Here is a 13922-nt window from a genome sequence, read left to right as displayed (position 1 = left end):
GCAATTGGCGCGGGAGGATAATTATTTTGCCCGAAGGTTAGGCAGCCGGTGTTAATCGGGAGTTTACGCTGACGGCCGCCATGCTCCGCCTGCATGCGTCCATTCGTCTAGCGCCCCGTTCCGATGGGATCGGAACGGGGCGCTAGAGTCTTTGGTTTGACGCGTTTTCTTGACGCGAACCGGTATCCACTTCGTTCGAAAACGCTCTAGGCGTAGGTCGCGCTCACGGTTCCGAGCGGGCCGAAATCGGCGAGATAGGTTTCGCCCGCCTTGGGCCGCAGCATGCCGGTCAGCGTGCCCGTGCTGATGGTTTGCCCGGCCTTGAGACCGATGCCGGTCCGCGACAGCTCGTTGGCAAGCCAGGTCAGCGGCACCAGCGGATGATCGATGGCCTCCGCGGCACTGCCGCGGCGCCGTTCCGCGCCGTTGCAGTTCAGCACGACCACCTGATTCGCGATGTCGCGGCTGCGCCAGTCGGCGATCGCCTCGCCAAGGACGATCGTCCCCGATCCCGCGCCGTCGGCCAGGATCGCCGGCATCGGCGGAAACTCCGCATCGTGGATGAAGCGGCATTCGGCAAGCTCGATGCCGGGATGCAGCGAGGCGACGGCATCGCCGATCTCTTCGGCGGTGTAGGGTTTTGCGCGCGGCGGCAGATCTGCGCCGAGGCGTGCCTGATACTCGACCTCCGGGATCGGGCTGCACTGCCTGACGTGCTCGACAGTCGCGGGCGAGTCCTTGATCAGCGGCGCGAAAACCCGCCCATAGATCGGCGAGGAGGTGCGAAGCTGGCGCTGCAGCCCGGGCTTCATGCCGGCAATCTTCCAGCCGACGACATCCCAGCCCAGTTCCTCTTCCACCATCAGCGCGATGCGATAGGCCGTGTCGGCATCCGGCGGCACGAGATGCGCATCGAGGCCGCTTTGTTGCCGGCTCTCGCGACGGAGATTGGCGAGATGGCGTGCAAGCTCGCGTTGTCGGGACAGATCCATCGGTGCGTATCCAATCTATTTGCTGGTGCGGGCGAGGGCGGCGGACAGGACTGTCTCCAGCTCTTCCTGAACCTGATCGAGCGCGTCGGCGCTGCGGCTGGCGCGGCACATCGCGACCGTGCCTTCGATCGAGGCGACGACGAGCGTTGCAAGCCGCTCGGCGCGGTCGGCGGCCAGTCCTTCGCGCAACAAGGCTACGTGCATGATCCGCCGCCAATCGGCGAACACGCCGTCGGCCAGATCGAGCAGGTGCTGCTGCGCCGCCGCGTCGTCCTTCTCGCCGGGCTCGCCGACATAGCGGTCGACGGCGACGGCGAGCACGGGGCAGCCGGCCTCGAAGCCGGTTGCTGCCAACTGGCGGCGCCATGCTGCGACGAAAGCCTTGAGACCGCCGATCACGCCGCGTTCGTTCATGGCTTTCTCCAGGGGAATGGACACCTGCCGGCCGGCGAAGGTCACGGCTTCGGCAATCAATTGCGGCTTGCCGTCCGGGAAGTGATGGCTGATCGAGCCGCGCGGCGTCGCCGTGTGGCGGACGACGTCGCGCATGCTGGTGGCGTTGACGCCGCGGCGGCTCATCAGGTCGGCGGCGCCGGCGATCATCTTGTCGCGTGTGGTGGTGGTCATCGGAATCCCGCGATTGGCTGCGCTCATCTGCACTATGACACTTGACATAGTCAAGCCATGCTGAAATATGACGACCGTCATATTCATGGATTGGGTGCCGAATTGACCATCATCACCGTGACTGCACCGGCCGGACGGCTCGGCCTGCCGCAACGCCGGCTGCTCGCGGTGAGCCTGACCGACGCTGTGCTCGTGCCGGAAGTCGGCCAGCACGCGCCGGCGGCGCGAATGGGTTTTCAGGTGCACTTCCATGACCTGCTGCCCGACTGCATGGCGATCGGCGGCCGGTTGCTGTCCGACCAGGACACGCCGCGCGACATCATCACCGTCAATATCGCGGTGATGAACGCGGCCTGGCCGGCGGAGGTGCGCGTCGAGGTGATCCGCAACGTGATGGCGCGGCTTGCGGAAGCCTGCGGCATGCCGGCGCCGTCGCCGACCTGGTGGGTCAATTTCGAGATCATCGACGAGGGAAGCTGGGGATCGCGCGGCGGGGTGCTCTCGATCCTTCAGCTTCTGGACTCCGGCGTGTTCACCCCGGCTCGCATCGCGGCGATCCGCGCGGCGATTCAGCCGCCGGCCTGATTTTCTGCCAACAGCAACAATCTGGAGAGCGACACATGAGCGAAGGTCAGATCCGCACCGAGGTGCACGGCTACGTCTTCAAGATCATCATCGACAATGCCGCGAAGAAGAACGCGTTCAGCCCGGCGATGATGGAGCAATTGTCCGATGCGCTCACCGAGTTGCACGACAACGAGGCCTACCGTGTCGGCGTAGTCTGCGCGGAGGGCAGGGACTTCACCGCCGGCCTCGACATGCCGAAATTCTTCGGTCCCACCGCGGAGAAGCGCAACATCAAGGAGGGCAATGTCGACCCGTTCGGGCTCAACAAGCGTTGCCGCAAGCCGATCGTGACAGCAGTGCAGGGCATCGTCTTCACCATCGGTATCGAGCTGATGCTCGCCGGTGACATCGTGGTTGCGGCCGATGATGCGCGCTTCTGCCAGATGGAGGCGAGGCGCGGCATCGCACCGCTCGGCGGCGCGCATTTCCGCTTCCTGTCGCGCGCGGGCTGGGGCGATGCGATGTATCATCTGTTCCTGTGCGACGAGTTTACCGCGCAGCGCGCGCATGCCATCGGCCTCGTCCAGGAGGTCGTGCCTGCGGGCGAGCAGATCGAGCGGGCGATGGCGCTCGCCGCCATCATCGCGCGCAATGCGCCGCTCGGCATTCAGGTGACCAAGGAAGCGGCGGCGAAATATGTCGAAGCCGGCGAGGCGGCCGCCATCGCCTACATCCCGAAAATTCGCGATCGCGTGCTCGGCAGCGCCGACGCGAAGGAGGGCATTCAGTCCTTCATCGAGCGTCGTGCGGCCGTCTTCCAGGGACGCTGATCGCAGGCGCTACGGCCGATCGAGCTTCGCGAGGATCGCCAGCGTCGCGCCGTCGCGCTCGCCTGTGAAATAGCGGGCGAGCGCCTGATCGAAGACGGGCTCGTCGGACACCGCGCCGAACAGCGTCATCGACGAGCGGAACTTGGCGTCGTCGGGCGCGCCGAGGATGGCGTTGATGGTGCGCCCTTCGACGGCGAGCACGAGCCTCGTGCATGCGATCAGGCGCGGGCCGAGGACGGGATGGGCGAGGTAGGCCACGGCCTCGGCGCGCGAGCCGATGGCATAGCGCTGCGACATGGCGCTGAAGCCGAGGCCGGCTACTTGCGGGAAAACGAACCACATCCAGTGGCTCTGCTTCCGGCCCCGGGCCAGCTCCCCCTGGACGTCGCGAAAAACCGGGTTTTGGGCCTGGACGAACCGTTCTAGGTCGAAAGGATCGGTCATTGGATACCCCGGGGGTGCCTCACCGGCCGCGATTATGCCTAACTTTTGGCTCCCAATGTGGTAGCTGGTATAGAGTCTCTCCGGGTGGGGGTTGGGTCCCCCGGGGGTCGATTTGGGGATCTGATGGTTTCCGACGCAGCGCACGCCGAGAGGCTGTTGTCGCGCCGCCGTATTGGGCGAGCCGAGACGGTATTGCTGTCTTTGGCTGCCGTCGCTTTGGCGCTGGGCGCTGCCGCCTGGGTCGCCGATCTCGGCGATTCGACTCCGCTGGTCACCGCCGCCCTGCCGCCGGCCAATACCCCTTCGTTCGAGGACCGTTTCGCGTCGGCGTCTGCCAACCCGCCGGCCCGCGACCTCGGCCTGCGGTCGCTGGAGCGCTCCGCGGTGAACGCGGTCCAGCTCAAGCTCCGCGACGCCAAGGCGATGCTCGCCCAGAGGCTTCAGGGCGACGAATGGCGCTCGACCCTGACCGATGACGATCGGACCGCAGTCGAGGAGCCGCGCCCCACGCAGCGTGCCGATGCCGTCCCGATGCCGCGCTCGCGCCCGGTCCAGGCGGACTTCTCGGCCCAGATCGCCTCGAGCCAGTCCTATGCCGAGACCAATCCCAGGGTCGACAACCGCAACTTCTTCGAGAAATTCACCGACAAGATCAAGCTCGCCTCCCTGACCCCTGGCGACGGCCTGCTCGCCAAGGCGCCGGATCTCGCCGCGCTCGGCTATGATTCGCGCACTGCGGTCTACGACATCTCGGCCAAGGCGCTGTACCTGCCGAGCGGCGTCGCGCTGGAAGCGCATTCGGGCATGGGCGCGCTGATGGACGACCCCCAGCATGTCGACCAGCGCATGGTCGGCGCAACTCCGCCGGCGACCTACGATCTGAAGCCGCGCGAAAAGCTGTTCCACGGCGTCCGCGCGCTGCGCCTGACCCCGACCGACGGGACCAGCGCGCTCGGCCGCGTCGGCCTGCTCACCCACAACTACATGCTCGGGCCGCGCGGCGATTCCAACGGCTGCGTCTCGATCAAGGACTATGATCGCTTCCTGAAGGCCTGGGACAATGGCGAGTTCAACCGCCTGGTCGTGGTGCCCAGTCTGAGCGGATCGGCGACCGCCTCGCAGCGCGCCAGCACCGCCTCCTGATATTTACCGGACGGCGGGGCTGCCGTTTCCCCTTCGTTAAGCCGTCATCGTCCAGAAGCCGCCCATGAGTGATCCAGCAAGCTCCGAAACCCCGTTGCGCACCACGTTCAAGATCAAGCTGAACGGTGACACGCTGGCGATCGCGACCGTCGGGCAGGCCTATCAATTCCTGACCAATTTCAAATCGGTCGAGTGGATGGAATTCCGCTCGCTGCATGAGGACGCCGTCGCGGCCCTCGAAGGCGCGGCCGGCAATGCCATGCTGGCGGTGCAAGCGACCAACGCCGTGCGCGCGCTGTTCGTGAGCGCCAAGCTGCTCTGAGCAGGCGTTCCTCCTTCTCCAATCCTCGAACCCGTTCCAGGGGCGTTGCGACCAAGCTTGGCGCGTTTGGCGCGAAGGAAACAGGGTCGCATGGATATCTCGGATTTCATTGCAGGCGTCGATCGCGCCGGCACCAACCAACCGACGCCCGCAGCGCTCGAGGCGTTCGAGAAATCGATCGGCTGCCGCCTGCCGGATGAGTATCGTCAGTTCCTGCTGGCCTGCGCCGGCGGCTATTTCCAGGGCTCGGCCGAATTCAACTGGCCGCAAGGGCATTGGGCGGGCGCAGTCCAGGAGGTGCTGGGATTGCGGCACGACAAGTGCTCGCTGGTCCTGACGCGTCAGACGCCGCAGTGGCCGACAATCGACGAGCTCCTGTGGATCATGGGCGACCACGGCGGCAACCCGATCTGCATGACGATCGACAAGACGCATTTCGGCAAGATCTGGTTCGTCGATCACGAGGTCGCCAACTACGACGAGGGCTGGACCCTCACGGAGGCGATGTCGGACCAATGGGGCTACGTGCTGCCGCTTGCGCCGACTTTCGGTGACTTCATGGCCGGCCTGTACGAGGAGGCTGAGGCCGCGTGAGAGCCTGCTTGTGTCCCGGACAAGCCACGCCGCGATAGCGGCGCGGCGCAGATCCGGGACCCAGGGGCTTAACATCCGGTCGATGCATGGGCCCCGGCTCTGCAGCGCATCGTCGAAGGGACGCTGCGCTGCGTCCGGGACACGAGAGACGGGCGACGTCTCACTGCCTGTTGTCGCTGCGTCCGTCGTCGTCGTCATTGAAGTCGTGATCGCCGCCCGGCCTGAAGCCTGGCTCGATGCAGGCGAAGCTGCCGGCGTCGTTGGTCAGGCCGCTGCCCTTGTAGGATGCGATCTTCGGATAGACGCAGAGCGGCCGCGTGCCGCTGGCCGGGAAGTTCTGGGCGATGCGCGGATCGAACAGGCCGCCGGTCGGATAGGGCGAGGTGGCGTTGGTGTTGGCCGCGACGATGCGGTCCGGCGCGGTGCCTTTCTCGACCCAGTCGGTGATGGCCTTGAGCTGGTTCCCGGCGAAGCTCGCGGTGGCCGCGCCGCCGCCGCAATGGGCCATGTTCGGCACCATGAACAGCCGCGCGAAGTCGCTCGCCCGCCCGCCCATCTGCCGGTCCATGCTGCGATACCAGCGCGCGATCGCAGCGCCGGAGAAGATGCCGTCATTGACGGATGAAGAGATGATCAGCTTGTTGCCGCGCGCTCTGAACGGACGCAGGTCGGTCGAGACTGCGGCCATGAAGTCCATGCTGCTTTCGGGATAGGCCGCCGTCTTCGTGAAGATCTTCGGCGCGTCGGTGTCGAAGTTGAACTTGAACACGAATCAGGTTGATCGCGGTGTTGACGCCAGGCACCGGCGCGGTGACGACGCAGGCCGGGGCCGCGCTGCTGGGCCGTTTGCGCCCGGCGATTGCCGAGAGCGAAAAGACGCTCGAGGCCAAGATCGGGCCGCGCGCGTTCAAGGAATTGCAGCGGGCGCTCTCGGTGTTTCTCCAGGACGCCTGAGGCTTTCGGCAGCCCCTGGTTCGGTGCGCCGTTCTGGCGGCCGATGGCCGCGGCGCCATGCGTTCTGGCAGCTTGAACTCCGCGCCAGGAACAGGCAAACGGTCCGCCAAGGACGTGGCCAAAGCCGGTTCACAAGGCCACCCATTTCGAGCCTGACTTCAAGGAGAGCCCCATCATGAAACGCCGGACATTCCTCAAGGGCGGCGCGGTCGCCGGTGCGACGACGCTGGTTGCAGCACCTGCGATTGCGCAGAGCGCGCCGGAGATCAAATGGCGCCTGACCTCGAGCTTCCCGAAATCGCTCGACACCATCTACGGCACGGCGCAGACCTTCGCGAAATATGTTGCCGAGGCCACCGACAACAAATTCCAGATCCAGACCTTCGCGGCCGGCGAGCTCGTCCCCGGCCTGCAGGCGCTCGATGCCGTCAGCGTCGCCTCGGTCGAGATGGCGCAGACGCCGCTCTATTTCTACATCGGCAAGGAGCCGGCGCTGGCTTATGCCACCGGTGCGCCGTTCGGCATGAACCATCGCCATCAGGAGTCCTGGTGGTATTTCGGCGGCGGCGCCGATCTCACCAACGAGGCGCTGAAGCCGTTCAAGGCGCACGCCATCCTCTGCGGCAATTCCGGCACGCAGATGGGCGGCTGGTTTCGCAAGGAGATCAAGACCGTCGACGATCTCAAGGGCCTCAAATTCCGCATCGCCGGCATGGGCGGCCATGTGCTGGCCAGGCTCGGCATCGTGCCGCAGCAGCTTGCGGGCGGCGATGTGTATGCGGCGCTGGAGAAGGGCTCGATCGACGCGGCCGAATTCGTCGGTCCCTATGACGACGAGAAGCTCGGCTTCCAGAAGGTCGCGAAATACTACTACTTCCCCGGCTGGTGGGAAGGCGGCGCCATGCTGCACATGATCGTCAACGACGAGAAGTGGGCGAGCCTGCCGAAGCACTATCAGGCGATCGTCAACCAGGCCGCGTCGGCCGCGGGCGCCTGGATGCTCGAGAAATACGACAGCGTGAATCCGGCTGCCTTGAAGCGGCTGATCGCCAACGGCGCCGAGCTGAAGGCCTTCCCGCAGCCGGTGCTGGAAGCCTGCTACAACGCGACCCAGGAGCATCTGAACGAGCTCGCCGGCAAGAGCGACCTGTTCAAGCGCACCAAGGACAGCCACGACGCCTATATGAAGGAGCTGCTGTTCTACACGCAGATCGCCGAGAATTTTTACGACAATTACCTACTCAGCAAGATGCGCAACAAGAGCTGAGCGAGCAGCCTGCGGACTACGGTGATCACGCAAGCAAGGTGAAGAAGTAGGGGGCAGACGCCGTCTACATCCTCCGTCATTGCGAGCGTAGCGAAGCAATCCAGTGTCTCTCCACGGAGGCAGTCTGGATTGCTTCGCTGCGCTCGCAATGACGATGTGGCAAGAGCGAGCGCCAATTCATCACCGTCACCCTGAGGTGCGCGCCCTGCTGCGCGTCAGCGCTGCAGGGCAAGCCTCGAAGGGCGACGGCCCGGGTGCAGCGCTCGTAGGGTGGGCAAAGGCGCACTTGCGCCGTGCCCCCAATTTCTTGACGGTGGGCACGCTTACGCTTTGCCCACCCTACGAGGTCAGAGCGCTTGGCTGGCGCGCTTCCTCGCGCCGCCCAACCGGCCCATTCCCCACGTAACCCACGGAGAAATTAACCGGCCGTTAACCATCTCGGCGGCATCGTTAACCATTCAATAACGGGGAACGAGTCGGCCGCTATGGAGGCTGCAGCAAAAGTCCAACGTCAGATGGTGCGCCTGCGCGGGCGCTCCTATGTCGCTTTCGTGTTCGTGCCGACGGTTCCGATCCAGGACTGGCTCCAGGAGATCGACGTCACCATCGCACGGTCGCCGGGCTTCTTCGCCGGCCGGCCCGTGGTGATCGACCTGTCCTCGGTTGATCTCAGCCAGGCCGGCATCGGCCATCTGCTCGCCAGCCTGCAGGACCGCAACATCCGCGTCCTCGGCATCGAGGGCGTGGAGGAGGAAAGGCTGACGCCGGCGATGCCGCCGCTGCTGTCGGGGGGACGCAGCTGCGTGGTCGAGCCGACCGCGCCCAAGAAATCTGAGGCGAAAGCCGAGACCAAGCCGACTTCGCTGCTGCTGGAGGCTCCCGTGCGCTCGGGCCAGACCGTGATCTTCCCCGAAGGCGACGTCACCATTCTCGGCTCGGTCGGATCCGGCGCCGAGGTCGTCGCCGGCGGTTCCATCCACATCTACGGCGCGCTGCGCGGCCGCGCCATGGCCGGCGTGAACGGTCACACCAGCGCGCGCATCTATTGCCAGAAGATCGAGGCCGAACTGCTTGCAATCGATGGGTTTTACCAGACTGCGGACGACATCGACGCCGCCCTGCGCGGCAAGCCGGCGCAGGCCTGGCTGCAGGGGAATACCATGCGAATTACAGCACTGAACTGACCAGCAAAGGAGACATTTCAGATGAGTAAGGTACTGGTCGTGACATCAGGCAAGGGGGGCGTCGGCAAGACGACGACGACTGCCGCGCTGGGGGCTGCGCTGGCGCAACGCGGCGACAGGGTTGTCGTCGTCGATTTCGACGTCGGCCTGCGCAACCTCGACCTCGTAATGGGCGCCGAACGCCGCGTCGTGTTCGACCTCATCAATGTGGTGCAGGGCGTGGCCAAGCTGCCGCAGGCCCTGATCAAGGACAAGCGGCTCGAGAACCTCTGGCTGCTGCCGGCGTCGCAAACCCGCGACAAGGACGCGCTGACGGAAGAGGGCGTCGGCAAGGTCATCGCCGATCTGCGCAGCCGTTTCGACTGGGTGATCTGCGACAGCCCGGCCGGCATCGAGCGCGGCGCCTCCATGGCGATGCGCTTTGCGGATGAAGCCGTGATCGTCACCAATCCGGAAGTCTCCTCGGTGCGCGATTCCGATCGCATCATCGGCATGCTCGATTCCAAGACCGTGCGGGCCGAGAAGGGCGAGCGGGTCGAGAAGCACATTCTCATCACCCGCTACGATCCCTCCCGCGCCGCGCGTGGCGAGATGCTGACGATCGACGACATCCTCGAGATCCTCGCAACGCCGTTGCTCGGCATCATCCCCGAGAGCCAGGACGTGTTGAAGGCCTCCAACGTCGGCACGCCGGTGACCCTGTCGAATGCGGATGGAGCGCCGGCGCGGGCCTATATGGACGCGGCCAAGCGCCTCTGCGGCGAGAACGTGACAATGCATGTTCCTGCCGAGCGCAGAGGTCTGATGGATCGTCTGCTGCGACGGAGGGCTGCATGAGCATGGGTCTGCTTCGACTTCTCCGTGGCAACAAGGCCTCGGCACCGGTCGCGCGCGAACGGCTGCAGATCCTGCTTGCCCATGAACGCGGAATGCGCGGCCAACCCGATCTGCTCGGTGTGCTGCGTGAGGAAATTCTCGCCGTCGTGTCCAAGCATGTGACGCTGGACCCGACCAAGGTCATCGTGCGGCTCGAACGCGGCGACGAGGTGTCGACCCTGGAGGTCGATATCGAGGTGCCCAACGACATCGAGCGCAAGAAAGTGGCGGTCGCGTAGGGGACGCGGCCGACGACCCGCAGTTTTGGGGTGGGTGAGAAGGCGGTCCGCCGGGCATGGCGGGCCGCCTTTGTCATGTGTGCGGATATGGACGGAACGGGGCCCGGGACTCCGTCGTTCTAGGGAATGCGCGGGGGCGATCGAGCCAACCCCGTGGTTCGTCAAGCGGGAGAGCGTCCATGATGTCCGAGGTCCAGGTCCATACCGTCGCGCGGCAGATGCTCGAACGGCACGGTTTTGCTGCGATTGCGAAGGCCGCGGAACAGGCCCAGGCCTGCGAGGGCCGCGGCGAGGCCGACGAGGCCAAGGAGTGGCGCCACATCGAGGCCGCCATGAAGATCATGCGCGGTCCCACCCAGGGCTGACCGCGGAAACGGGGAGCGCTCAGCGCTCCCCGTGATCCGTTCCCTGTGCCGGGGCGCGGTGTTGCGTCTGCGGCTGCGCGCGTTCGCCGGTTTCCTTGCAGGGGAGCTGCTCCCACGTTCCGTCCGGCGCCTGCTGATAGGCGCTGCAGGACGACGACGTCGACTTGTCCTCGTTCTTCTGCGTGTCGGAATTCCTTGCCAGCGCCGGGGCGGTCAGCACGGAGCCGGCCACGAGAGCTCCGGCGAAAACGAGATGGGCAATCCGCATGGGGTTCTCCTGTTCGAAGAGGCCGCATGCTGGCGATGATTGTGACGATTATTTGCCGGCGCGCACGGTTCCGCCGCGCGATGCTTAGCGCCTGGGAAAACCGGGTGGAGCCCCGTTCTGATCGAACCGGAACGGGGCTCCAGCCTGTTATTTTTGACGCGTTTTCTTGACGCGGATCGGTGCCTGCTCGGCGCGAAGGCGCTTCTAGCCGCCCTTGCTGCGGATCAGGCCTGCGAGGTTGGTCTTCTGCGCCTCGCACCAGCCGGGCATGCCGAGACGGCGCTGGTCCATATCGGTCGCCTGGGTCGCGACCGCGACCTCTGCCATCAGATCATCGTCCTGCTTCTCGCCCATCTTGCCGCCGGTGTGCATCCAGGCGATCGCCTTGCGCACCTTCTCGGTGGTGCCGTCGGGCAGCTGCATCTGCTGCGCCTTCTGCACGAGGTCCTGATAGACGAGATCCGTGCCCGGACATTCGACCTTGGCGGCGAAGGCCTGCAGGACCATCGTCACATAGGTCGCCCGCGGCGGCGCGTCGCCCGCCTGGGCCGGCGCGGCAAGCAGCAACAGGCCCGTCATCAGAAAACCAGTGCGCATTCTTGGGTCCTCCTCGATTTTTTGGGGAGGCTAGCGTCCGGCGCGCCGCTCCGCAATGGTGCCGGGACGCAATTGTCGCGCCTCGTTGCTGCGCGCTAGATTGGCGGCAGAGGACCCCGGAGAGCGACATGAGCCTGTTCAATGCGCCGTTCGATCCCGCAACCGACACGGCGCTCGTCACCGGCGCGGGCAACGGCATCGGCCGCGCGATCGCGCAGGCCCTGGTCGGGGAAGGCGTGCGGACCGTGTTTGCCGATATCAGCGCGGAGCGGGTGAGCGCCGCGATCAGCGCGAGCGAAAGGCCCGAACGCGCGGTGCCCTGGATCGGCGATCTCGCAGGTCTGGATGCCTGCGATGCGCTGCTTGCCGCCTCTCATGCTGCGCTGGGGGAGGTGACGCATTTCGTGCACAGCGCCTCGCCGCCGCGGCGCGAGGCCGATCACGCGCTCGCGGTCGATCGCAGGACTTGGGCGGAGATGCACGCCGTCAATCTCGATGCCGGCTTTCATCTGGCGCGCGGACTCGCAAAGCGGCTGATCGCAGCGAAGCGGCCCGGCTCGTTCCTGTTCCTCACCTCGCTGCATGCGGGCACGCCGCGCAACCTGCCGCATTACTCGACGGCAAAGGCGGGAATGGCGATGCTGGTGAAGGAGCTCGCGAAGACCTTCGGGCGGCACAACATTCGCGTCAACGCGCTGGTGCCGGGTGCAATCGCAGCGGGCGGGTTCGTCGCGGACGCGTCCCTGGCGAGACACATTCCGCTCGGGCGTCTCGGCGAGGCCAAGGATCTCGCGCCGATGGCGCTGAGCGTGTTGTCGAACAAGCTCTCGGGTTACGTCACCGGCGCGGCCTTCGTGGTCGACGGCGGGCTGTCGCTGACGAACTGGTTCGAAGCGCCGATGCTTGAAGAGTAGCTAGCGCTGCCAGGCCGGCACGGGATCGAGCGGCGTGCGATAGACCTCGTTGTGGTCGCGATCGGTGACGCGCACCGCGCAGCCCTTCTGCTGCAGCTCCGGCTTCACTTGCGACAGCTCGCATGCGAGCTGATCGGCGCGATCGGAGGCAACCTCGATGTCCTCGAGGATGATTCCGCCCTGGTTCTTGAACTCTTCACCAACCACGAGATCGAAGGAGTAGTAAGGCATCTGAAGTCCCCCGGTGTGACGACCAAGTCTCAGTTGCAAGTCTTGAAAACAAGTCTTCAACGGAAGTCCCGACACATCTCGGATGGTACCACTGAGTCGATCTTTCTCGAATGAACAAGCCGCACAATCTCTGTGCCTATGGCGCAGAAATGATGTGCAGCACGCGAGCCCGTTAAGGTTTTATTAAATATGTTAACGCGATCATGAGGCATGGAATTGCAACAGAACCGGGCTCCGGGAACCGGGAGTTGCAAGAGAAGGCCGGCGGCATAAATCCCGACGGCCTTTTCTCATGATGGATGACGATCGATATATCGTTTCCCGTAGTAACCCGGACTCAACGCATCCCATCGACTCCGACAGTGTTCGTGACGTTGTTGCGCTAAAGCGCGATGAGATTTTAGCGCAGCGGCATCGGCGGACGCACGACCGGTCCATCGTCATCGGCAACCGCTTGCGTCGTGGCGACCGGCGGAGCCGCGGCAGCTTGCGAGGGCGCTGGCGGCGGTGCGAGCGGCGCAGGTGAATAAGCCGGCATGTAGGTGTGCGACACGGCCGGCTTCGGCTTGCGAACCGGCGGCGGCGTTTGAGCCGGAGCGCGCGGCGGCAGCGCGGACACGCGGGCGCGCGGATCGACGGGCGGCTTCGCCTCGACGACCGGCTTCGGTGCGGGCGGCTTCGCCAGCTCGCGTGCCATCTGCTCCTGGCCGGCCTTCAGCTCGGCGATGTTGGCCTTGAGTGTTTCGATCTGTTGCGCCATGGCCGCGAGATCGCGTGTCATCGATTGTACCGACTGCGTTGTGTCGGTCTGTGTTGCCGCGGGCGCGGCTGCTGCAACCTGAACTGCAGGCGGACTTGCAGGTTGATCGGCCGCAGCTTGCGCCGCCGGTTGATCGACCGGTTGATCCGTTGCGGCTTGCGGCGCGGACGGGACCGCCTGCGCGGCGGCGACTGGCGCGGTCTGCGACGTCGAAGGCAGCAACGAGGTCAAGACCGGTGTCCACTCGGCAAGCATGTGCCTCGCGGTATCGCCATGCTTCTCCCAGGCAACCGCGGCGGCCGCGCTGCCGCCCGCAAACAGGAACGTGAGGAAGGCGCCGCGCAGCAACTTGCCGGCGGCCGAACGCCTGGGCCGGCCGGCACCATCGCCGGCCGCGACGCGCACGGCGGTATCGACCGAGGGCACTGCCGTGGGCGGTTCCGCAACAGGACTGAACCGCGGCTCGGCACTGAACTTCGGCTCAGGACTGGCTTTGGGCTCCGGCGCGAATTTCGGCTCCGGGCGGGGCGTGGCCTCAGGCGCCAGGGCGGGCGCAACGCTAATGGGGCGCGAGGCCATGACGATCTCGGGCGAGATCTGAATCGCGTCGTGCGGATCGTTGTCCTTGACCGTGTCCTTCACGATCTCATCGACGATTTGCTTGCTGTTCAGCGTGGCGAGCATCGCAGCTCCTTCGAAGCCTTCGTCGTTTCGCATTGGCGCGAGCCGATCTGTTGAGGTGGGCCCC

General features: G+C 65.5%; 20 protein-coding genes. 12 read left to right on the top strand and 8 right to left on the bottom strand.

Annotation, left to right across the window (positions count from 1 at the left end; all coding sequences use genetic code 11):
• Window positions 1-206 precede the first annotated feature (206 nt).
• Window positions 207-992 (bottom strand): 2-keto-4-pentenoate hydratase, encoded by a 786-nt coding sequence (locus XH79_RS25880; protein ID WP_271583414.1) that lies wholly within the window; start codon window positions 990-992, stop codon window positions 207-209.
• A gap of 15 nt (window positions 993-1007) precedes the next feature.
• On the bottom strand, window positions 1008-1595 hold the full coding sequence (locus XH79_RS25875; RefSeq protein WP_271583413.1) for a TetR/AcrR family transcriptional regulator: 588 nt from the start codon (window positions 1593-1595) through the stop codon (window positions 1008-1010).
• 81 nt (window positions 1596-1676) lie between these two features.
• On the opposite strand from XH79_RS25875, the gene XH79_RS25870 reads away from it, so the two are divergent.
• Window positions 1677-2204, top strand: coding sequence for a tautomerase enzyme (locus XH79_RS25870; RefSeq protein ID WP_271583412.1), 528 nt, complete (start codon window positions 1677-1679; stop codon window positions 2202-2204).
• Window positions 2205-2239: 35 nt separating this feature from the next.
• A complete protein-coding gene (locus XH79_RS25865) occupies window positions 2240-3016 on the top strand; it encodes a crotonase/enoyl-CoA hydratase family protein (protein ID WP_271583411.1) in 777 nt (258 codons plus the stop codon).
• Window positions 3017-3025: 9 nt separating this feature from the next.
• On the opposite strand, the gene XH79_RS25860 is transcribed toward XH79_RS25865, so the two are convergent.
• Window positions 3026-3460: a DUF1810 domain-containing protein gene (locus tag XH79_RS25860; RefSeq protein ID WP_271583410.1), complete on the bottom strand. Its 435-nt coding sequence runs from the start codon at window positions 3458-3460 to the stop codon at window positions 3026-3028.
• Between the two features lie 192 nt (window positions 3461-3652).
• Between XH79_RS25860 and XH79_RS25855 the strand changes: the two genes are divergently transcribed.
• From XH79_RS25855 to XH79_RS25845, 3 genes are all read left to right on the top strand, one after another.
• Entirely contained in the window at window positions 3653-4603 is a 951-nt protein-coding gene (locus tag XH79_RS25855) for a DUF2778 domain-containing protein (RefSeq protein WP_271583552.1), read from the top strand.
• Window positions 4604-4667: 64 nt separating this feature from the next.
• A complete protein-coding gene (locus XH79_RS25850; RefSeq protein ID WP_018644685.1) occupies window positions 4668-4925 on the top strand; it encodes a hypothetical protein in 258 nt (85 codons plus the stop codon).
• Between the two features lie 90 nt (window positions 4926-5015).
• Window positions 5016-5519 carry an SMI1/KNR4 family protein gene (locus XH79_RS25845; RefSeq protein WP_271583409.1) on the top strand — a complete coding sequence of 168 codons (504 nt, stop codon included), beginning with the start codon at window positions 5016-5018 and terminating at the stop codon, window positions 5517-5519.
• Between the two features lie 160 nt (window positions 5520-5679).
• On the opposite strand, the gene XH79_RS25840 is transcribed toward XH79_RS25845, so the two are convergent.
• Entirely contained in the window at window positions 5680-6288 is a 609-nt protein-coding gene (locus XH79_RS25840) for a tannase/feruloyl esterase family alpha/beta hydrolase (protein ID WP_271583408.1), read from the bottom strand.
• Between the two features lie 8 nt (window positions 6289-6296).
• Here XH79_RS25840 and XH79_RS25835 point away from each other — a divergent pair, with 8 nt between their 5' ends.
• The 6 genes from XH79_RS25835 (at window position 6297) to XH79_RS25810 (ending at window position 10404) form a co-directional block, all read left to right on the top strand.
• Window positions 6297-6473: a hypothetical protein gene (locus XH79_RS25835; RefSeq protein ID WP_271583407.1), complete on the top strand. Its 177-nt coding sequence runs from the start codon at window positions 6297-6299 to the stop codon at window positions 6471-6473.
• A 175-nt stretch (window positions 6474-6648) separates the two neighbouring features.
• Window positions 6649-7740, top strand: a complete 1092-nt coding sequence (locus XH79_RS25830; RefSeq protein ID WP_212337054.1) for a TRAP transporter substrate-binding protein — start codon at window positions 6649-6651, stop codon at window positions 7738-7740.
• A 485-nt stretch (window positions 7741-8225) separates the two neighbouring features.
• On the top strand, window positions 8226-8924 hold the full coding sequence (minC, locus tag XH79_RS25825) for a septum site-determining protein MinC (RefSeq protein ID WP_271583406.1): 699 nt from the start codon (window positions 8226-8228) through the stop codon (window positions 8922-8924).
• A 21-nt stretch (window positions 8925-8945) separates the two neighbouring features.
• On the top strand, window positions 8946-9761 hold the full coding sequence (gene minD / locus XH79_RS25820; RefSeq protein WP_212337049.1) for a septum site-determining protein MinD: 816 nt from the start codon (window positions 8946-8948) through the stop codon (window positions 9759-9761).
• Window positions 9758-10039 carry a cell division topological specificity factor MinE gene (gene minE / locus XH79_RS25815; protein ID WP_018644672.1) on the top strand — a complete coding sequence of 94 codons (282 nt, stop codon included), beginning with the start codon at window positions 9758-9760 and terminating at the stop codon, window positions 10037-10039. Before minD ends, minE begins: the two co-directional genes overlap by 4 nt.
• A gap of 179 nt (window positions 10040-10218) precedes the next feature.
• A complete protein-coding gene (locus tag XH79_RS25810; protein ID WP_212337047.1) occupies window positions 10219-10404 on the top strand; it encodes a hypothetical protein in 186 nt (61 codons plus the stop codon).
• Between the two features lie 19 nt (window positions 10405-10423).
• Here XH79_RS25810 and XH79_RS25805 read toward each other — a convergent pair whose 3' ends face one another.
• Window positions 10424-10672: a hypothetical protein gene (locus XH79_RS25805; RefSeq protein WP_271583405.1), complete on the bottom strand. Its 249-nt coding sequence runs from the start codon at window positions 10670-10672 to the stop codon at window positions 10424-10426.
• A gap of 204 nt (window positions 10673-10876) precedes the next feature.
• Window positions 10877-11269, bottom strand: coding sequence for a hypothetical protein (locus tag XH79_RS25800; RefSeq protein ID WP_212337043.1), 393 nt, complete (start codon window positions 11267-11269; stop codon window positions 10877-10879).
• A 128-nt stretch (window positions 11270-11397) separates the two neighbouring features.
• Here XH79_RS25800 and XH79_RS25795 point away from each other — a divergent pair, with 128 nt between their 5' ends.
• Window positions 11398-12183: an SDR family NAD(P)-dependent oxidoreductase gene (locus XH79_RS25795; RefSeq protein ID WP_271583404.1), complete on the top strand. Its 786-nt coding sequence runs from the start codon at window positions 11398-11400 to the stop codon at window positions 12181-12183.
• Here XH79_RS25795 and XH79_RS25790 read toward each other — a convergent pair whose 3' ends face one another.
• Complete coding sequence (locus tag XH79_RS25790; RefSeq protein WP_200494243.1) at window positions 12184-12414, bottom strand: DUF6894 family protein; 231 nt, start codon at window positions 12412-12414, stop codon at window positions 12184-12186.
• Window positions 12415-12814: 400 nt separating this feature from the next.
• Entirely contained in the window at window positions 12815-13858 is a 1044-nt protein-coding gene (locus XH79_RS25785) for a hypothetical protein (RefSeq protein WP_271583551.1), read from the bottom strand.
• Between the last annotated feature and the right edge of the window lie 64 nt (window positions 13859-13922).

The sequence above is a fragment of the Bradyrhizobium sp. CCBAU 45389 genome, assembly GCF_028128625.1.
GTDB classification, from domain to species: Bacteria; Pseudomonadota; Alphaproteobacteria; order Rhizobiales; family Xanthobacteraceae; genus Bradyrhizobium; species Bradyrhizobium liaoningense_B.
Note: the sequence above shows the minus strand (reverse complement) of the source record. Positions and strands in the feature narration are given on the sequence as shown.